Here is an 18,646-nt window from a genome sequence, read left to right on the forward strand (position 1 = left end):
CCCATGCCTGCAACCGTCCTGCGGGCCCACGCCGAGGACGCGTATGCCGCCGAGCTGGCCGCGCTCGCTGCCGTCGACGACCGCCCGCGCCCGCCACGCTGGCGGCTCTCGCCGTGGGCGGTCACGACCTACCTGCTCGGTGGCACGCTCGACGACGGGACCGAGATCACGCCGAAGTACCTGGGGTCGCGCCGGCTCATGGAGGTGGCGGTCGCCTCGTTGGCGACCGACCGTGCCCTGCTGCTGCTCGGCGTGCCGGGCACCGCGAAGACGTGGGTCGGCGAGCACCTGGCGGCCGCGATCAGCGGGTCGTCGACGCTCGTCGTGCAGGGCACGGCGGGCACCCCCGAGGAGTCGCTGCGCTACGGCTGGAACTACGCCCGCCTGCTCGCTGAAGGTCCGACGCGCGCGGCCCTGGTGCCGAGCCCGGTCATGCGCGCCATGGAGACCGGCGCGCTCGTGCGCATCGAGGAGCTGACCCGCATCCCGGCCGACGTGCAGGACGCCCTCATCACGATCCTCTCGGAGAAGACGCTGCCCGTCCCTGAGCTCGACACCCAGGTGCAGGCGCTGCAGGGGTTCAACGTCATCGCGACGGCGAACAACCGCGACAAGGGCGTCAACGACCTGTCGTCCGCCCTCAAGCGCCGCTTCAACACGCTCGTGCTCCCGCTGCCCGACTCGCTCGAGCAGGAGGTCGAGATCGTCCGCACACGGGTCGACTCCCTCGGGCGCTCGCTCGAGCTGCCCGCCGCACTCGAGTCGCTCGCCGAGATCGAGCGCGTCGTCACGGTGTTCCGCGAGCTGCGCTCGGGCGTGACCGCCGACCAGCGCACGACGGTGAAGTCGCCGTCGGCGACGCTGTCGACGGCTGAGGCGATCTCGGTGATGACCAACGGCCTGTCGCTCGCGGCGCACTTCGGCGACGGCGTCATGCGCGCCGACGACGTCGCGGCCGGCCTCGTCGGTGCCGTCGTCAAGGACCCCGTCCAGGACCGCATCGTCTGGCAGGAGTACCTCGAGACGGTCGTCAAGGACCGGCGCGAGTGGACCGACCTCTACCGGGCCTGCCGCGAGCTGGGCTGAGATGTCTGCTGCTCCTGCCGCACCGGCGCCCCGCGTGGAGGTGCTCGGGGTGCGCCACCACGGCCCCGGGTCCGCCCGGTCGGTCGCGCAGGCGCTCGACGAGCTGCAGCCCGACGTCGTGCTCATCGAGGGTCCGCCCGAGCTCGACGCGCTCATCCCGCTGGCCGGTGACCCCGACCTGGTGCCCCCGGTCGCCGGCCTCGTGTATGCCGTCGACGAGCCGCGGCGGGCCGCGTTCTACCCCTTCGCGGTGTTCTCACCCGAGTGGGTCGCGCTGCAGTGGGCGATCAGGCACGAGGTGGCCGTCCGGTTCGCCGACCTCCCGGCCACGCACTTCCTCGCGGGCGTGCCAGACTCGGCCCCTGCCTCCGGCGAGGGCGAGGGCAGGCCGCGTCGACGCCGTGGCGAGCGACCCGACCCGATCACGGCGCTCGCGACCGCAGCCGGCTACGACGACCCCGAGCGCTGGTGGGAGGACGCCATCGAGCACCGGCGGACGTCGTCCCTCGCGCACTTCGCCGCCCTCCGCGAGGCGATGCGGGGCGTTCGCGGAGACCTCTTCGTCGACGACGACGACCGGCGAGAGGCGTTCATGCGCAAGGTGATCCGTGCCGAGCTCAAAGCCGGTCGAGAGCGTGTCGCCTTCGTCTGCGGCGCCTACCACGCACCCGCGCTCGACGCCGCGTCGTTCCCCCCGGCGACGCGCGACAACGCCCTGCTCGCCAAGCTGCCCAAGGCCAAGGTCGCCGCCACGTGGGCGCCGTGGAGCTCCGGGCGGCTCGCGTACGCCAGTGGCTACGGCGCCGGGGTCCGTTCGCCGGGGTGGTACCAGCACCTCTTCGTCACGCCCGACGACGAGGTCGTGCCGTCGTGGTTCGTGCGCGTGGCCCGAGCCCTGCGCGGCGAGAACCTCGACGCGTCGACGGCCTCCGTCGTCGAGGCGACGCGACTCGCGGGTGCACTGGCCGCCGTGCGGGGTCGGCCCTCGGTCGGGCTGAGCGAGCTCACCGACGCCGCGCGGGCTGTGCTCACCGAGGGCGCCGACCTGCCGCTGCGGCTCATCGACCGCACGCTCGTCATCGGCGAGGAGCTCGGTCACGTGCCCGAGTCGACTCCGATGGTCCCGCTCGCCAGCGACCTCGCGAAGCTGCAGAAGTCCTTGCGGCTCAAGGTCTCCGCGACATCGGCCGTCGTCGAGCTCGACCTGCGGCGCGAGTCGCAGCTCGCGCGCTCGGTGCTGCTGCACCGGCTCGCCATCCTCGGCGTCCGCTGGGGCAGCCAGGTCGACGCCGGCCGGTCCACGGGCACCTTCAAGGAGGCGTGGGAGCTCGAGTGGACGCCCGAGCTCGCCGTCGCGGTCATCGAGGCGAGCCTGCACGGCACGACCGTGCGCAGCGCGGCCGAGTCGAAGGTGGCCGAGGAGGCCGGGCAGGCGTCCGACCTCGGAGTGCTCGGTGGCCTCATCGAGCAGTGCCTGCTCGCAGACCTGCCCGACGGGCTGCGAGCCGTCGTGGCCGCTCTCGCCGACCGCACGGCGCGGCAGCACGACACCCAGGCCCTCCTCGAGACCGTCGAGCCCCTCGCCCGCACCTGCCGCTACGGCGACGTGCGCGGGGTCGACGTCGCCGACGTCACGCACGTGCTCCAGACCGTCGTCGTGCGCTCGTCTGTCGGCCTGCGGGCTGCGTGCGCGAGCCTCGACGACGACAGCGCCGACCGCATGCGCAAGGCACTCGAGGCAGCGCACCGCGGCATCGCCCTCGTCGACCGCGACGACCTGCGCGACCCGTGGCACGAGGCCTTGCTCGCCGTCGGGGGCGACGAGGTGATCCACGGCACCGTGTCGGGCCGGGTCAACCGGCTGCTCCTCGACGGCGGTCTCCTCGAGCACGCCGACGCGGCGGCACGCCTGAGCCGTCGCCTCTCGCCCGGCACCCCGGCACCCGCCGCGGCGGCCTGGCTCGACGGCTTCCTCACCGGCGAGGCGCTGCTCCTCGTCCATGGAGACGACCTCCTGTCGATCATCGACGGTTGGCTCGCCGAGGCGTCCGAGGAGGCGTTCGAGGACCTCCTGCCCCTCGTGCGCCGCACCTTCTCGCGCTTCCAGCCGGCCGAACGCCGCCTCATCGGAGGTCACCTGCGCGACCTCGTGAGCGGCACGCGTACGTCCTCGGCGTCGACGACGGACGTCGACCTCGACCGCGCAGCTCCCGCGATCGCCGCGGTCGCCCGCCTCCTCGGGCTGGAGGCGGCGTCATGAGCGACGAGCAGCAGAGCACCGACCCCGCCGTCACGCGCGACCGCCTGACCCGGTGGCGGCTCGTGCTCGGCGGCGAGCAGTCCGACGGCATCGGCGAGGCGGCCGCGCTGGACGCCGACGACCTCAAGCGCGACGAGGCGCTGCGCGAGCTGTACGACGGCGAGCGCCGCAGCGGCCTCGGCGCGTCGGCGCCCAAGGTGGCGCGGTGGCTCGGCGACATCCGCGGCTACTTCCCGTCGTCGGTCGTGCAGGTGATGCAGGCCGACGCGATGGACCGGCTCGGCCTGACCCAGCTGCTCCTCGAGCCTGAGCTGATGGAGGCCGTGCAGCCCGACATCAACCTCGTCTCGACCCTGATCGGGCTGAACCGCGTCATCCCCGAGCGGTCGCGCGCCACGGCCCGGGCCGTCGTTCGCGTCGTCACCGACGAGCTCGAGGAGCGGCTGCGCGCCGCGACGGTCCAGGCCGTGACCGGCGCGCTCAACCGGGCCGCTCGCACGCGTCGGCCGCGGCACTCCGACATCGACTGGAACAGGACCGTCGCGGCCAACCTCAAGCACTACCAGCCGGAGCACCGCACGGTCGTGCCCGAGCGGCTCGTCGGCTACGCGCGGCGGGCGCACCGCGTCGAGCGGCGGATCATCCTGTGCATCGACCAGTCCGGCTCGATGGCCGAGTCCGTCGTCTACTCCAGCGTCTTCGGCGCGGTGCTGGCGTCGCTGCGCTCGGTCGAGACGAAGCTGGTCGTCTTCGACACCGCGGTCGTCGACCTCACCGACGAGCTCGACGACCCGGTGGACGTGCTCTTCGGCGTGCAGCTCGGTGGCGGCACCGACATCAACCAGGCGCTCGCCTACTGCGAGGGACTCATCGAGTCGCCGGCCGACACGATCCTCGTGCTGATCAGCGACCTCTACGAGGGCGGCATCGCCGAGGAGATGGTGCGACGGGCGTCGTCGATCGTCGCGTCCGGTGCCACCATGGTCGCGCTCCTCGCGCTCAGCGACTCGGGGCGGCCGAGCTTCGACGCCGACCACGCCGCTGCGCTGGCTGCCGTCGGCGTGCCGGCCTTCGCGTGCACGCCCGACCGGTTCCCCGACCTCATGGCGACGGCGATCGAGAAGCGCGACATCAATGCGTGGGCCGCCGCCAACGACATCGTCACCACTCACGAGCCCGACCCCGCCCCCTGACAGGTCGCACCGGTGGGCGCTCCACGCAGGAGTGCACGCTTGCGACAGGAGTGCTCGGTGCACGGGCCACTCGTGACGCAGGCGGGCACTTCTGGCACAGCTGCGCACGTGCGTGACGGCATACTCGCGGGATGCACCTGCACCCGGAGGAGCCCGAGGCCGCGTCGTGGCGGCCCATGGACGACGAGATGCTGGCGGCGACGCTGAAGGGACTGCTGCCGGGCGACCGGCCCGTGCTGCTCGTCGACGGACGGTCCGGAGGCGGCAAGACGACCTTCGCCGAGCGCGCGGCCGCGCTGCTCGGCGGCGCCGTCGTCCACGCCGACGACCTCGCCTGGCACCACGACATGACCGCGTGGGACGACCTCGCGATCGAGCACGTCATCGGGCCGTGGCGCCGCGGCGAGGAGGTCTCCTACCGGCCGCCCGGCTGGGTCGCGAACGACCGTGGCGGACAGGTGAGCGTTCCCGACGACGTACGCGTGCTCGTCCTCGAGGGGGTCGGCGCGGGCCGCGCGTCCATCGCCACCCACGCGGATGCCGTCGTGTGGGTGCAGTCGGACCGTGACCTCGCGCGCGAGCGGGGTCTGGTGCGCGACGTCGAGCTCGGCCGCACGCCCGCCGAGGCCGAGGCCTTCTGGGACGAGTACGCCGCGTCGGAGGAGCCCCTCCTCGCCGCCGACCGCCCGTGGGAGCGGGCGGCACTCCTGGTGAACGGCACGGCCGGCGAGCCGCTCGTCCACGTCAGGGTCTGAGCGCCGCGACGGCCTCGACCTCGACGAGCTGGTCGGGATAGCCGAGCACGGTCACGCCGTGCAGGGTGCTCGGCACCTCGTGCTCGCCGAACGCGTCGTGCACGACCGTCCAGGCGGCGACGAGGTCCTGGCGCGCCGTGGTCGCGACGAGCACGCGCGTCTGGACGACGTCCTCGAGGGTCGCCTCGGCCGCGGCGAGCGCGGTGACGAGGTTGGCGATGCACTGCCGGGCCTGGGCGGCGACGTCGCCCGGCGCCACCGTGGCGCCCGACTCGTCGAGCGGGCACGAGCCGGCCGCGAAGACGAGGCGGGCGGGCCCGTCGGTCGTGGCGGCATACGCGTAGGGGGCGGTGTCGGTGAGGGCGTCCGCACGGATCAGCCGGACGATGCTGTCGGGTCGACTCATGGTCAGACGCTATTGCGAGGGATCATCCGGCGTCAGGGCCACAGGGCGCCCGCGCGCGGGTCAGGTCGTTGCGGGTCGCACGAAGCAGGAGCGGCAGCGCGCCTCGTAGGTGAAGGTGCCGTCGTCGGGCAGGGCTTCGGAGCCGCCCAGGTGGTCGAGGAGCGGCGCGCCCGAGCGCAGCACCTGCGTGTGCGTGGCGCTGAAGTCACGACACTGGTCGCACACCGCACGGCGGTAGGTCACGGTGTCGGGCCCGAGCTCGAGCAGTGCCCGCACCGGCGCGAAGAGCTCGCCCCGGTGGTCGAGGTCGATGCCGGCGACGACGACACGGGTGCCGCGACGCAGCAGCCGGTCGACGACCGCGACGTCGTCGAGGTCGAACATGTGCACCTCGTCGACGGCCACGACGTCGAGCTGCTCGTCGAGGGCCTCGTGCAGGCTCGCGACCTTCGTCGTGGTGAGACTGCCACCGCTGCGCGACGTGACGCCCGCGTCGCGGACGTGCCGCTCGGACTGGTAGACGCGGTGGCGCACCCGCGTGAACTGCAGGGGCGAGAGCAGCGAGACGAGCGCGAGGCTCTTGCCGGACTTCATCGGACCGAGGACGACGTCGAGCGACACCTCGGACGCGGTGCGGACGGCCTGCCTGACGTCGTCGATCGTGGTCACGAGCGAGAACGCTATCGGGCGCCGGTGTCAGTCCCCGCCGGCCTCAGTCGGCGAGCGTGTCCACGTATGCCGTCAGCTTCTTCTGGTCGCGGCCGAGCGTCTTCACGTCGTAGCCGAGCTGCTTCGTGGCCTGCGCCGCGGTCAGGTCGAACGACCGGTCGGCAGCCTTGACGTGCACGGCGTCGAGGTTGCCGATGGTGCCGAGCAGCAGCGTGGACGGTGAGGCGAAGTCGGTCTGGTCGAACGGCTTGTCGGTGGCCTTGTCGGTGGGCGTGTCGAAGGTGATCGTGACGCCGTACGGCTTCGTCGCGGTCTGCAGCGAGATCGTGTAGGAGCCGTCGGGCCCGAAGCCGGCAGCCCGCGTCAGCCAGATGACGCGGGAGTTGTCGCCGACGAAGTCGGTGCGCTGCTTCCAGAGCTCGTCGGCGCGGCTCGGCGTCACCGTGCCGTCGGGCGAGGTGCCGGATGCGGTGCAGCCGGCGAGGGCGACGCCCCCGAGCAGCACGGCGGCGAGAGCGCGTCTGAACATGTCGGTCCCCTGTTCCCGGGTCATCCCGACCCGTCCCTGTCGCCGACGATCCGGCCGGCGCAGTCTGACAGATGTGAGTCGTCGCGAGACGGTTCCACGGCGCCCGTCGGCAAACCTCCGCGATGTCTACTCGCGGGTCGCCACCGATGAGTGGAAGGCTGCGGGTGTGGCGTGACGAGCGCCACGCGCCCTGCCGGGCGGAGGCACGACGAAGGAGACCCCCTCGATGATCTCGCGGATCGCGATCGTCAACCGCGGTGAGGCCGCCATGCGCCTCATCCACGCCGTGCGTGACCTCAACGCGGGCGCGGGCCCCGGTGGCCACCGCATCGAGACGATCGCCTTGCACACCGAGGGCGAGCGGCGGGCCATGTTCGTCCGCGAGAGTGACCACGCGTACGACCTCGGGCCGGCCTCGGCACGCCCCTACCTCGACCACGCCGTGCTCGAGAAGGCGCTGCGCGAGACCGGGGCCGACGCCGCCTGGGTCGGCTGGGGCTTCGTCGCCGAGGACCCCGCCTTCGCCGAGCTGTGCGAGCGCGTCGGCGTCACCTTCATCGGCCCGAGTCCCGACGCGATGCGCAAGCTGGGCGACAAGATCGGCAGCAAGCTCATCGCCGAGGAGGTCGGCGTGCCCGTCGCGCCGTGGAGCCGCGGCGGTGTCGACACCCTCGACGACGCGAAGGCCGCGGCGGCCCGCATCGGCTACCCCCTCATGCTCAAGGCGACCGCGGGCGGCGGTGGCCGCGGCATCCGCCGGGTCGACTCCGACGCCGACCTCACCGACGCGTACGAGCGCACCCGCGACGAGGCCGAGCGCGCCTTCGGCTCGGGCGTCGTCTTCCTCGAGAAGCTCGTCACCGGTGCGCGCCACATCGAGGTGCAGGTCATCGCCGACGGGCAGGGCTCCGCGTGGGCCGTCGGCGTGCGTGACTGCTCGGTGCAGCGCCGCAACCAGAAGGTCATCGAGGAGTCCGCGTCTCCCGTCCTGAGCCCCGAGCAGGAGGACGAGGTCCGCACGAGCGCCGAGCGGCTGGCGATCGCCGTCGGCTACGCGGGCGCGGGCACGGTCGAGTTCCTCTACCACCCGGGCGACCGCTTCTTCGCCTTCCTCGAGGTCAACACCCGCCTCCAGGTCGAGCACCCGATCACCGAGGTCGTCACCGACACCGACCTCGTCAAGCTCCAGATCCACGTCGCGAACGGCGGGCGCCTCGACGACCTGCCGGGCGGTCGCCCCACCCAGCGCGGCCACGCCGTGGAGGCCCGCCTCAACGCGGAGGACCCCGACCGCGACTTCGCGCCCAGCCCCGGACGCATCAGCCTGCTCCAGTTCCCGGCCGGCCCCGGCATCCGTGTCGACACGGGTGTCGGAGAAGGCGACTCGATCCCCGCCGACTTCGACTCGATGATCGCCAAGATCATCGCCTACGGTCGCGACCGCGACGAGGCCCTCGCCCGCCTGCGCCGCGCCCTGTCCGAGACGACCGTCGTCATCGACGGCGGTTCGACGAACAAGAGCTTCATCCTCGACCTCCTCGACCAGCCCGAGATCATCGACGGCTCGGCCGACACCGGCTGGATCGACCGGGTGCGCGCCGAGGGCCGCCTCGTGTCGCACCGCCACTCCGGCGTCGCGCTCGTCGCCGCCGGCATCGAGGCCTACGAGGACGCCGAGGCGATCGAGCGCGCCCGCCTGCTCGAGTCGGCGCGCGGCGGACGCCCGCAGGTCCAGCACGCCGTCGGTCGCGCCATCGACCTCAAGCTGCGCGGCACGGCCTACAAGGTCATGGTGCTGCGCACCGCCGGGCACCGCTACCGCGTAAGCATCACCAACGGTGCCGAGCCGCACGTCGTCGACGCGACCATCGACCGCATCGACGAGTACGCCGGCCGCATCGTCGTCGAGGGCCGCTCGCACCGCCTCGTCACCGCCACCCACGGCCCCGTCCACCTCGTCGAGGTCGACGGCGTCACGCACCGCGTGAGCCGCGACGAGGGCGGCGTCGTGCGCTCGCCCGCGCCCGCGCTCGTCGTCGCGACCCCGGTCCAGGCCGGCACGGAGGTCGCCGCCGGCGCACCGGTGCTCGTGCTCGAGTCGATGAAGATGGAGACGGTGCTGCCCGCGCCGTTCGCGGCCCGGGTGCGCGAGCTGCTCGTGGCCGTCGGCAGCCAGGTCGAGACCGGCGCCCCGCTCGTGCGCCTCGAGCCGACGGGTGACGAGGAGGAGGTCGCCGAGACCACCGACTCCGCCGGCGTCGACCTGGACCTCCCCGACGCGAGCGCCCACCGGGCGACCGTCCGCGAGCGGGTCGACCGCGGCATCGAGGACCTCTCCGCGAGCGTGCTCGGTTTCGACATCGACCCGAGCGGCAACGCCCGGATGCTCTCCGGCTACCTCGCCGCGCGCGACGAGCTGGCCGCCGACGGCGCCGTGCCGCTCGCCGAGGAGATCGCGATCCTCGAGCTCATCACCGACTTCGCCGAGCTGAGCCGAAACCGCCCCGCCGCCGAGGAGCGCCACACCGAGCTGCTCGTGCACAGCCCGCGCGAGCACTTCCACTCCTACCTCCAGAGCCTCGACGTCGAGCGGGCCGGCCTCTCGGCGGACTTCCGCGACAAGCTCGCCCGGGTGCTGCGCCACTACGGCGTCGCCGACTTCGAGCGCACGCCCGACCTCGAGGAGGCGGTCTTCCGCGTCTTCCTCGCCCAGCAGCGCTCGGCCCCCGAGGTGCAGCTGGCGACCTCGATCCTCCAGCGCTGGCTCGCCGAGCCCATCCCCACGACACCGCTCGACGTCGCGGCGCGAGACGCGCTCGACCGTCTCGTCGTCGCGACCCAGCTGCGCTTCCCCGTCATCGGCGACCTCGCCCGCAGCGTGCGCTTCCGCTGGTTCGACCAGCCGCTCGTCGACGAGGACCGTGAGAGCGTGCTCGCCGGTGTGCGCGACAAGCTGTCCGGCCTCGCCGCCGAGCCCGACGCCCCCGACCACGCGGCCCGCGTCGACGAGCTGGCCGCCATCCCCGAGCAGATCGTGCGCTTCCTCGCCGAGCGCCTGCACGAGCAGTCTCCCGACAGCCTGCCCGAGCACGAGCCGATGCTCGAGGTGCTCATCAAGCGGCACTACCGCGAGCACGAGCTGCACGGGCTGCGCACCTTCTCCGAGGCCGACCGGCCCTTCGCCGTCGCCGACTACACGCTCGACGACCGCCCGACGCACCTCACGTCGACCATCGGCTCGGTCGACGAGCTGACGCCCGGCAGTGCGCTCGACACGGCCGTCTCCAACGACGTGTGGTCGCGCGCGACTGGTCTGCAGTCCGTCGTCGACCTCTACCTGCGCTGGACGCAGGAGCCGCCGTCGCCCGACGAGGCGAGCGACCAGCTCGCGGCGCTGCTCCAGCAGCTCCCGTTCGCCCAGGACGTACGCCGCGTCGCCGTGGCCGTGAGCGCCGGGCAGGACCGTCCGGTCGGCTACTTCACCTTCCGGCCCGTCGACGGCGCGCTCGTCGAGGACCGCCTCGTCCGCGGAGTGCACCCGATGGTCGGACGCCGCCTCAACCTGTGGCGGCTCACCGCGTTCGACGTGACGCGTCTCGAGGCGCCCGAGGACGTGCTGCTCTACGAGTGCGTGGCCAAGGACAACCCCGAGGACACCCGACTCGTCGCCCTGGCGCAGGTGCGCCAGATCGTCGTCGTGCGCGACGAGGCCGGCCAGGTCTCGGGCCTGCCCCACGTCGAGCGCGCCATCGCCAACTGCCTCGAGGCGGTGCGGCGGGTCCGTGCCTCGCGCGGCGCCAGGGCATCCAAGCTCGACATGAACCACGTGTGGGTGCAGATCTGGCCCACCATCGAGGCCGACCTGGGCCAGCTCACCGCCCTGCGCAGCAAGATCGCCCCGGTCACCGCCGGCGCGGGCATCGAGGAGGTCCTCGTGCAGGCGACGGTGGCCGGCACGCCGGACGCCGCACCCCTCGCGATCGCGGGCCGCTTCTACTACCAGCCGGGTTCGGGTGTCGTCGCCTCCGTCGGCGCCCCGCCCACCGAGCCACTCAAGCCGCTCGACGACTACGCCTCGAAGGTCGTCCGGGCCCGCCGCCGCGGGCTCATCTACCCGTACGAGCTGCAGTCGATGATCGCCGGCGACGGCGGCACGGTCGTCGAACACGACCTCGACGACTCCGGCGCCCTCGTGCCGGTCGACCGACCGCAGGGACTCAACAAGGCCGGCATCATCGTGGCCGTCGTCACCTCGCCCACCGTGCGCCACCCACAGGGCGTCACGCGCGTCGTCCTGTCGGGTGACCCGCTGCGGTCGCTCGGCTCGGTCGCCGAGGCCGAGTGCGCCCGCGTCATCGCGGCGCTCGACCTCGCGGAGCAGATGCAGGTCCCGCTCGAGTGGTACTCCCTCTCGGCGGGCGCCCGCATCTCGATGGACTCCGGCACCGAGAACATGGACTGGGTGGCCCGCGCCCTCAAGCGGATCATCGAGTTCACCCAAGCGGGCGGCGAGATCAACATCGTCGTCGCCGGCATCAACGTCGGCGCGCAGCCCTACTGGAACGCCGAGGCGACGATGCTGATGCACACCAAGGGCATCCTCGTCATGACGCCCGACAGCGCCATGGTGCTCACCGGCAAGCAGTCGCTCGACTTCTCAGGTGGTGTCTCCGCCGAGGACAACTTCGGCATCGGAGGCTACGACCGCGTCATGGGCCCGAACGGCCAGGCGCAGTACTGGGCGAAGGACCTCGCGGGCGCCCGCGACATCCTCATGGCGCACTACGACCACGCGTACGTCGCGCCCGGAGAGTCGGGTCCGCGCCGGGTGCCGACGAGCGACCCGGCCCACCGTGACGTGACGCTCTTCCCGCACGACGCACCGGGCTCGGACTTCACGTCGGTCGGCGAGATCTTCAGCTCGCTCACCAACCCCGACCGCAAGAAGCCGTTCGACATCCGCACGGTGATGCGGGCCGTGTCCGACCAGGACCACGCACCGCTCGAGCGCTGGGCCGGCATGGCCGACGCCGAGACCGCCGTCGTGCAGGACGCCCACCTGGCGGGCATCCCGGTCACGCTCATCGGCATCGAGAGCAAGTCCCTTGCGCGACGGGGCTTCCCGCCCACCGACGGCCCCGACACCTACACGGCCGGCACGCTCTTCCCGCGGTCGTCGAAGAAGGTCGCCAGGGCGATCAACGCGGCGAGCGGCAACCGTCCCGTCGTCGTGCTGGCCAACCTCTCGGGCTTCGACGGGTCGCCCGAGTCGATGCGCGCGCTCCAGCTCGAGTACGGCGCCGAGATCGGCCGGGCCATCGTCAACTTCGACGGCCCGATCGTCTTCACCGTCGTCTCTCGATACCACGGCGGCGCCTTCGTGGTGTTCTCCAAGACGCTGAACCCGCGCATGACGGTGCTCGCGGTCGAGGGCTCGTTCGCGTCGGTGCTCGGCGGCGCGCCCGCCGCAGCCGTCGTCTTCTCGCGCGACGTCGACGCCCGCACGGCCTCCGACCCGCGCATCACCGAGCTCGAGACGCAGGTCGCCGGGGCGTCGGGGGTCGAGCGGGCCCGGCTGGCAACGGAGCTCGCCGACCTGCGCGCGTCGGTGCGGGCCGAGAAGCTGGGCCAGGTGGCATCGGAGTTCGACAGCGTGCACAGCATCCACCGCGCCGTGTCGGTCGGCTCCGTCGACGCCGTCATCGGGGCCCACGAGATGCGCCCGCGCATCATCGCCGCCTTGGAGGCCGGTCTCGAGGGCTAGTCTCGGGGCCGGCCGCGAGCCGGTCGGGCGACCGCCCGGACCACGCACGTCCACAGGGGAGTTCATGAACAGCAAGCAGGAGTTCATCGAGGGTGTCCGCCGCGCTGCGGAGGGCACGCCGTATGCCGTCACGGAGCAGCCGTACGGCTTCGACCTGACCGTCGACGTGACCAGCAAGCGCTGGCTGACGCTGACCGCGGCGCACGGGATCAAGCGCGTCTTCACGCACGAGGTGCACCTCAGGGACGACGGCCGCTACGGCATCACCGACGTCGACAACCAGGTCAGCTACAACGGTTCGGGCGCGGGCGGCGTGAGCCTCACGGCCATGAAGAAGTTCAGCCGCGGTCGCGTCATGAGCTACTCGCGGCGCATCGAGTTCGGCGTCGATGCCGACACCGGCACGATGGGCAAGGTCGTCGACTACTCCTTCCGCGCCGGCGAGGGTCGCGATCTCGTTCGCGGGGTCGCCAGGCAGCAGGGCTGGAAGGAGCGGATGAACGGTGAGCAGCGCGGGGCCCTGTGGGTGGCCGGCCTCACCGTCGTGGCGCTCGTGGGCGCCTTCGGCGCGATCGGCATCGCGGCGCTGCTCGGGTAGGCCCGGCTCTGGCCCCCGGCGCGTCCGCGCGGCAGGATGACCGGGTGACGACGCCGCAGCTCCTGTCGGTGTCGGACGGCGTGGCCACGATCCGGCTGGGCCGTCCCGACGCGGGCAACGCCCTCGACCTGCCGAGTGCGCTGGCGCTGCGTGACGCGGTCACCGAGGTCGCCCGGACGGTCCGCGACGTCCAGGTCGTCGTGGTCCGCGCCGACGGACGACTCTTCTGCGCCGGCGGTGACGTGCGGGCCATGGCTGCCGCGCCCGACCGACCAGCCTTCGTCGCGGAGCTCGCCGGCGTGCTGCACGACGCCCTCACGGCCCTGCGCGCCCTCCCCGTGCCGGTCGTCGCCGTCGTCCAGGGCACCGCGGCGGGTGCGGGAGTGGGTCTGCTCCTCGCGGCCGACGTCGTGGTCGCCGCCGAGCACGCGACGTTCGTGGCGGCCTACCCGTCGGTGGGCCTGTCGCCCGACTGCGGGGTGAGCGCGCTGCTCCCTGCGGCGGTCGGCGCCCGGCGGGCAGCGCTGTTCCTGCTCACCGGCGCGACGATAGACGCGGCGACGGCCCTCGACTGGGGTCTCGTCACCGAGGTCGCCGACCTCGACGACCTCGACGCACGTGCAGGCGAGGTCGTCGCCGGCATCGCTGCCCTGCCGCGTGAGGCGGTCGGCGAGGCAGCGCGCCTGCTGCGACTCTCCCCCGAGCGCCCGTATGCCGCCCAGCTCGCCGACGAGGCCGCGACCATCGCACGGCTGTCGTCCACCCCCGAGGCGGACGCCCTGATCACCGGCTTCGCCACACCGAACGGAGACACCGCGTGAACGTCACCACGTCGAGCACCGTCGACGACGTCCTCCGACGCAGCGCCGCGCGCCACCCGCGCCGCACGGCGCTGGTCTTCGAGGACCGCACGTGGACGTATGCCGCCCTCGACGACGCCGTGTCCCGCGCGGCCGCGCACCTGCTGGGTCTCGGGCTCGCCCCTGGCGACCGGGTGGCGACCGTGGGACTCAACTCCGACGCGTACCTGCTCGCCTTCCTCGGCTGCGCCCGCGCCGGGCTCGTGCACGTGCCCGTCAACTACGCCCTGACGGGACGCGAGCTCACCTACCTGCTGGGCGACTCGGGCGCCCGCGTGGCCCTGGTGGACGGGGCGCTGCGCGGCTCGGTCGAGGCGGTGCGCGAGGGCACCTCGCTCGAGCAGGTGCTGCTGCTCCACGGCGGTGACGACGCGCTGCTGCCGCTCTGGAGTGCCGGCGACGTGCCGGCTCTCGACGTCGAGCGGGCCGACACCGACCTCGTGCAGCTGCTCTACACCTCGGGCACGACGTCACAGCCCAAGGGCGCGATGATGACCCACCGGGCGCTCGTCCACGAGTACGTCTCGTGCATCGTCGGGCTCGACCTGCGCGAGGGCGACGCGCCACTCCACTCGATGCCGCTCTACCACTCGGCCCAGATGCACGTCTTCCTCATGCCGTACCTCGCGGTCGGGGCGACGAACCACCTGCTGCCACGGCCCGACGTGCCGGTGATCCTCGAGAAGGTCGCCTCCGAGCACATCAGGTCGCTCTTCCTCGCGCCGACCGTCTGGGTGCCGTTGTCGAACCACCCGGCGCTCGACACGGCCGACCTCGGCTCCCTGCGCAAGGCGTACTACGGCGCGTCGATCATGCCTGTCCCGGTGCGGGACCGGCTGCAGCAGCGGCTCCCCGAGCTCGGCTTCTGGAACTGCTTCGGCCAGTCCGAGATCGGCCCGCTCGCCACCGTGCTGCGGCCCGAGGAGCACGAGGCGCGGCCCGAGGCGTGCGGGCGCACCGTCCTCTTCGTCGAGGCTCGCGTCGTCGACCCGGAGGGGGCCGACGTGGCGCCCGGGGAGCCGGGTGAGCTGCTCTACCGCTCGCCGCAGCTGTGCACCGGCTACTGGGGCAAGGCTGCCGAGACCGACGAGGCGTTCCGCGACGGGTGGTTCCACTCCGGCGACCTCGTGACCCGAGACGAGGAGGGTCACCTCACGGTCGTCGACCGCATCAAGGACGTCATCAACACCGGCGGCGTCATGGTGGCGTCGCGCGAGGTCGAGGACGCGCTCTACACGCACCCCGCCGTGGCCGAGGTGGCCGTCATCGCGACGCCGCACGAGCGGTGGGTCGAGGCCGTCACCGCGGTCGTCGTGCTGCGCGACGGGCAGTCCGCCACCGAGTCCGAGCTGGTCGAGCACGCACGTGGCTCGCTCGCTCCGTTCAAGCTGCCGAAGGCGATCCACTTCGTCGACGGGCTGCCCCGCAACCAGAGCGGCAAGCTGCTCAAGCGGGTGCTCCGCGACGACCTCGCGAAGGACGTCACCGGCTGACGGGGGCTGCGCGCTCAGCGCGGCCAGGCGGCATACGCGAGCAGGGCGGTCAAACCGGCCCACAGGAGAAGGCCGGCCACGTTGGTGCGCGGGCGGTAGGTGACCGCCGCGAGGAACTCACGCAGGAAGGCGCTCGGCACGAAGTGCCACGCCGCGGGTGCGCCCGTGACGTCGGCGTCGATGCCGAGGCTGCGCGTGATGAGCGCCGCGCGGCCGACGTGGTAGCCGCTCGTCACGACGCGGAGGTGACCGTCCGCGTCGAGGCCGCGGGAGCGGAGGATCTCGCGCGAGAGCAGCAGGTTCTCCTCGGTCGTCGTCGCGCGGTCCTCCGTGGCGACGGCACTGGTGGGCACGCCGTGGGCCACGAGGTACGCCGCCATGGCCACGCCCTCGGGCATCGGCTCGTCGTCGCCCTGGCCGCCGCTCGGCAGGACCAGTGGCTCGCGCCCGGCCTCCCGCTCGGCGTGCCAGGCGTCGATCGCCGCGGTGAGCCGGTTGGCGAGGAGGGTCGGGACGGTGCCGTCGACGAGGCCGGAGCCGAGCACGACGACGGCCACGGGCCCGGGGCGCGGCTCGGCGCGACCCTGGAGCAGGCAGTAGAGGAGATAGCTGACGAAGGCGAGGCCGGGGCAGCCGGGCAACAGCAGGACGACGGCGCCCACCACCGGCACGGAGTGGTCCGTGACGACTGCCGCGGTCGCGAGCACGGTCGCGGCCACCATCGCGGCGCCCAGGACGAGCGCGAGCAGCCCGGCGAGGCTGCGACCGTCCCGCACGGACGCGGAGAGGGCGCTGCCGGCGAAGAGCAACCCGAGCACCGCAGCGGCGAGCCACGGGAGTGTCAGCACGGCCACCAGCGGCGTCGTCGGTGACAACAGGTTGACTGCGAGAACGCTTACGGCCCAGAGCGATCCGGTGAGGAACACGCCACTGCGCCAGCGTCGCGGCTCGGCTCTCGACGAGCTCAGAGCGAGCAGCAGGAGCGCCGCGCCGGCGGCAGCGAGCAGGAGGTCGACGGGCGCGGGCATGTGCCGAGCATGCCGTCCGGAGGGTGGTGACGCGAAACCCGGGTCCTCCGATCGGTCGGGGCCGCAAGCCCCCGTCGGCCCGTTTCGTCCCGTAGCGTGACGAGCGGAAGGGCCGGGATCGACCGCCACACCACCCCTCCCTCATGGCTTGGCGGTCGGGTGGGGCCCGGCCCTTTCACCATGCGCGGACGCACGGAACGGCCGGTCGGGCTCTGTGCCCGACCGGCCGTTCTTCGTGTGCGCGACGACCCGCGTACGCGGTCAGCTGGCCTGCGCGTGCTCTGCGTGCTGGGCGCTTGGGCGGGCGGCGGCCGGCGCCGTCGCGGGGACCTGGCGGGCAGCCCGAGCGCGGTGCGCGCCGAGGTCGACGGGGGCAGCGACGGGGGCGGCGGTCGCTGCCGAGAGGCGCTCCGGGTCGGCCTGAGCGACGGCGAGAAGGTGACCGGCGACGCGGTCGAGGTCGCGCTCGGCGGCGAGCGAGAAGCTGCCCGAGCTGCCGGCCAGGTGCCCGCGACGGGCGGACGAGGCGAGGGACCGAAGGGAGTCGAGGGAGAAGATGCGTGTCGTCATGCTTCTATGATCCAACCTTGCACTATTCAGCACAAGCGATGTTTTCTTCACAACCCTTAAGGCTATCTGTAGTATTCGAGGATGCTCGACACACACCGCATCCGGGTGTTCCGATCCGTCATGGCCAGCGGCTCGATCCAGGCCGCCGCCGACAACCTCGGCTACACCGCCTCGGCGATCAGCCAGCAGATCTCGGCCCTGCAGAAGGAGACCGGGCTGACGCTCTTCGAGCGCGAGGGCCGCGGCCTGACCCCGACCGCGGCGGCCCGCTCCCTCGTCGCCAACACGAACGAGCTGATGGGTGAGCTGAGTCGGCTCGACCAGGTCGTCGACGACCTGCGCGAGGGCCGGTCGGGGCGTCTGACGATCGGCTACTTCGCGTCGGCCGGCGCCGAGTGGATGCCCACGCTCGCCCGTCGGCTGACGACCGAGATGCCCGACCTCACGCTCGAGCTCGTGCTCACCGAGATCCCGGAGTACGCCGGAGCGACGCTCGACCTCGACATCGTCGTCGACACCCCGGGAGCTCAGGACCCGGCCGGCTCGAAGCGCGTGCCGCTCGCCGTCGACCCCTTCGTCGTCATCCTCCCGGCCGACCACCCGCTCGCAGACGAGGACGAGGTCGGCCTTGCGCAGCTGGCCGGTGACACGTGGATCCGCAACGACCTCCCGCACACGACGTGCTCGCGCATCTTCGCGTCCGCCTGCGAGTCGGCCGGCTTCCAGCCGCGCTTCGCGGTGCAGGCGCAGGACCACATCACCGCGATCGCCTTCGTCAAGGCGGGGGTCGGCATCACCAGCGTGCCCCAGCTCGCCGCGCGGATCATCCCACCCGAGGTGCGCGTGCTACCGCTGACGGCGCCCACTCCGGTGCGGCACATCGCGGCCGTCGTGCGCGACCCGGCCGGCAACAGCGCCGCCCGCCGCGCCGTCGAGCTGCTCCAGGAGCTCATCGGCTGACCCCGGTCGCGAGCGGGGGGGCTCGCTAGTACTGGTCGCCTGTGCGCCAGGCCATCTCCTGCAGCTCGAACGTGTTGCCGTCGGGGTCGGAGAAGTTGGCCCCACGGACCCCACCGCCGAAGTCGTGGATCTCGCCGACCTCCACGCCACGGCCGACGAGCTCCGCACGTGCCGCCTCGAGGTCCTCGACGACGAGGTGCAGGCCCCTGGCGCTGCCGGGCTCACCCGCATACACGTCCAGGCCCGTTCCGAACCCGACGGAGCAGCCCGAGCCCTCCGGCGTCAGCTGGACCACACGGATGCCCTCCGTGGGCCGCACGTCGACGTCCTTGGTGAATCCGAGCTTGCCCTCGTAGAAGGCGATGGCCCGGTCCACGTCGGACACGGCCAGTGGGATCAGCTCCAGCTTCATCTGCATTCAGGTCACAGTCCCTTCGAGTCCCTGGTTTCCAGCGATGATTACACGTGCGCCGCA

Annotated in this window: 15 protein-coding genes; 9 read left to right on the plus strand and 6 right to left on the minus strand. The window is 72.7% G+C overall.

The features are described from left to right. The first annotated feature begins 3 nt into the window (after positions 1–3). The 4 genes from AB4091_RS05505 (at position 4) to AB4091_RS05520 (ending at position 5,294) form a co-directional block, all read left to right on the plus strand. A complete protein-coding gene (locus AB4091_RS05505) occupies positions 4–1,086 on the plus strand; it encodes an ATP-binding protein (RefSeq protein ID WP_442290722.1) in 1,083 nt (360 codons plus the stop codon). A 1-nt stretch (position 1,087) separates the two neighbouring features. After that, positions 1,088–3,346, plus strand: coding sequence for a DUF5682 family protein (locus AB4091_RS05510; RefSeq protein WP_442290723.1), 2,259 nt, complete (start codon positions 1,088–1,090; stop codon positions 3,344–3,346). Further along, positions 3,343–4,539 carry a VWA domain-containing protein gene (locus tag AB4091_RS05515; RefSeq protein WP_442290724.1) on the plus strand — a complete coding sequence of 399 codons (1,197 nt, stop codon included), beginning with the start codon at positions 3,343–3,345 and terminating at the stop codon, positions 4,537–4,539. Before AB4091_RS05510 ends, AB4091_RS05515 begins: the two co-directional genes overlap by 4 nt. Positions 4,540–4,670: 131 nt before the next feature. After that, on the plus strand, positions 4,671–5,294 hold the full coding sequence (locus AB4091_RS05520) for a uridine kinase family protein (protein WP_442290725.1): 624 nt from the start codon (positions 4,671–4,673) through the stop codon (positions 5,292–5,294). Here AB4091_RS05520 and AB4091_RS05525 read toward each other — a convergent pair. From AB4091_RS05525 to AB4091_RS05535, 3 genes are read right to left on the minus strand one after another with little or no spacing between them, the layout of a single operon-like run. Next, positions 5,284–5,700 carry a RidA family protein gene (locus AB4091_RS05525; RefSeq protein WP_442290726.1) on the minus strand — a complete coding sequence of 139 codons (417 nt, stop codon included), beginning with the start codon at positions 5,698–5,700 and terminating at the stop codon, positions 5,284–5,286. The two genes, AB4091_RS05520 and AB4091_RS05525, sit on opposite strands and share 11 nt — an antisense overlap. 60 nt (positions 5,701–5,760) lie before the next feature. Further along, entirely contained in the window at positions 5,761–6,369 is a 609-nt protein-coding gene (locus tag AB4091_RS05530; protein WP_442290727.1) for a thymidine kinase, read from the minus strand. Between the two features lie 43 nt (positions 6,370–6,412). Next, positions 6,413–6,898: a DUF4825 domain-containing protein gene (locus tag AB4091_RS05535; protein WP_442290728.1), complete on the minus strand. Its 486-nt coding sequence runs from the start codon at positions 6,896–6,898 to the stop codon at positions 6,413–6,415. A 226-nt stretch (positions 6,899–7,124) separates the two neighbouring features. Here AB4091_RS05535 and AB4091_RS05540 point away from each other — a divergent pair, with 226 nt between their 5' ends. From AB4091_RS05540 to AB4091_RS05555, 4 genes are all read left to right on the plus strand, one after another. Then, the gene (locus tag AB4091_RS05540; RefSeq protein ID WP_442290729.1) at positions 7,125–12,662 is read left to right on the plus strand and encodes an ATP-binding protein; all 5,538 of its coding nucleotides are present in this window, start codon (positions 7,125–7,127) and stop codon (positions 12,660–12,662) included. Positions 12,663–12,726: 64 nt separating this feature from the next. Then, on the plus strand, positions 12,727–13,260 hold the full coding sequence (locus tag AB4091_RS05545; protein WP_442290730.1) for a hypothetical protein: 534 nt from the start codon (positions 12,727–12,729) through the stop codon (positions 13,258–13,260). A gap of 44 nt (positions 13,261–13,304) precedes the next feature. Further along, complete coding sequence (locus tag AB4091_RS05550; RefSeq protein WP_442290731.1) at positions 13,305–14,081, plus strand: enoyl-CoA hydratase/isomerase family protein; 777 nt, start codon at positions 13,305–13,307, stop codon at positions 14,079–14,081. Next, positions 14,078–15,613 carry an acyl-CoA synthetase gene (locus AB4091_RS05555; RefSeq protein ID WP_442290732.1) on the plus strand — a complete coding sequence of 512 codons (1,536 nt, stop codon included), beginning with the start codon at positions 14,078–14,080 and terminating at the stop codon, positions 15,611–15,613. The genes AB4091_RS05550 and AB4091_RS05555 overlap by 4 nt, the downstream gene beginning before the upstream one ends. A gap of 14 nt (positions 15,614–15,627) precedes the next feature. On the opposite strand, the gene AB4091_RS05560 is transcribed toward AB4091_RS05555, so the two are convergent. Both AB4091_RS05560 and AB4091_RS05565 read right to left on the minus strand, forming a co-directional pair. Next, positions 15,628–16,641 (minus strand): YdcF family protein, encoded by a 1,014-nt coding sequence (locus AB4091_RS05560; RefSeq protein ID WP_442290733.1) that lies wholly within the window; start codon positions 16,639–16,641, stop codon positions 15,628–15,630. Positions 16,642–16,902: 261 nt separating this feature from the next. Further along, a complete protein-coding gene (locus AB4091_RS05565; protein WP_442290734.1) occupies positions 16,903–17,211 on the minus strand; it encodes a hypothetical protein in 309 nt (102 codons plus the stop codon). 81 nt (positions 17,212–17,292) lie between these two features. On the opposite strand from AB4091_RS05565, the gene AB4091_RS05570 reads away from it, so the two are divergent. Beyond that, the gene (locus tag AB4091_RS05570; protein ID WP_442290735.1) at positions 17,293–18,171 is read left to right on the plus strand and encodes a LysR family transcriptional regulator; all 879 of its coding nucleotides are present in this window, start codon (positions 17,293–17,295) and stop codon (positions 18,169–18,171) included. Positions 18,172–18,196: 25 nt separating this feature from the next. On the opposite strand, the gene AB4091_RS05575 is transcribed toward AB4091_RS05570, so the two are convergent. Then, positions 18,197–18,589, minus strand: a complete 393-nt coding sequence (locus AB4091_RS05575; RefSeq protein WP_442290736.1) for a VOC family protein — start codon at positions 18,587–18,589, stop codon at positions 18,197–18,199. Positions 18,590–18,646: the final 57 nt, after the last annotated feature.

This window comes from Terrabacter sp. 2RAF25, from assembly GCF_052115265.1.
Lineage (GTDB): Bacteria > Actinomycetota > Actinomycetes > Actinomycetales > Dermatophilaceae > Terrabacter.

Excerpts from the sequence above, each read along its gene's own strand:
- AB4091_RS05515 (WP_442290724.1), top strand. The coding sequence starts at position 3,343 with ATGAGCGACGAGCAGCAGAGCACCGACCCCGCCGTCACGCGCGACCGC.
- AB4091_RS05570 (WP_442290735.1), top strand. The coding sequence starts at position 17,293 with ATGCTCGACACACACCGCATCCGGGTGTTCCGATCCGTCATGGCCAGC.
- AB4091_RS05505 (WP_442290722.1), top strand. The coding sequence starts at position 4 with ATGCCTGCAACCGTCCTGCGGGCCCACGCCGAGGACGCGTATGCCGCC.
- AB4091_RS05510 (WP_442290723.1), top strand. The coding sequence starts at position 1,088 with ATGTCTGCTGCTCCTGCCGCACCGGCGCCCCGCGTGGAGGTGCTCGGG.
- AB4091_RS05545 (WP_442290730.1), top strand. The coding sequence starts at position 12,727 with ATGAACAGCAAGCAGGAGTTCATCGAGGGTGTCCGCCGCGCTGCGGAG.
- AB4091_RS05540 (WP_442290729.1), top strand. The coding sequence starts at position 7,125 with ATGATCTCGCGGATCGCGATCGTCAACCGCGGTGAGGCCGCCATGCGC.
- AB4091_RS05575 (WP_442290736.1), bottom strand. The coding sequence starts at position 18,589 with ATGCAGATGAAGCTGGAGCTGATCCCACTGGCCGTGTCCGACGTGGAC.
- AB4091_RS05535 (WP_442290728.1), bottom strand. The coding sequence starts at position 6,898 with ATGTTCAGACGCGCTCTCGCCGCCGTGCTGCTCGGGGGCGTCGCCCTC.
- AB4091_RS05525 (WP_442290726.1), bottom strand. The coding sequence starts at position 5,700 with ATGAGTCGACCCGACAGCATCGTCCGGCTGATCCGTGCGGACGCCCTC.
- AB4091_RS05560 (WP_442290733.1), bottom strand. The coding sequence starts at position 16,641 with ATGCCCGCGCCCGTCGACCTCCTGCTCGCTGCCGCCGGCGCGGCGCTC.
- AB4091_RS05520 (WP_442290725.1), top strand. The coding sequence starts at position 4,671 with ATGCACCTGCACCCGGAGGAGCCCGAGGCCGCGTCGTGGCGGCCCATG.
- AB4091_RS05565 (WP_442290734.1), bottom strand. The coding sequence starts at position 17,211 with ATGACGACACGCATCTTCTCCCTCGACTCCCTTCGGTCCCTCGCCTCG.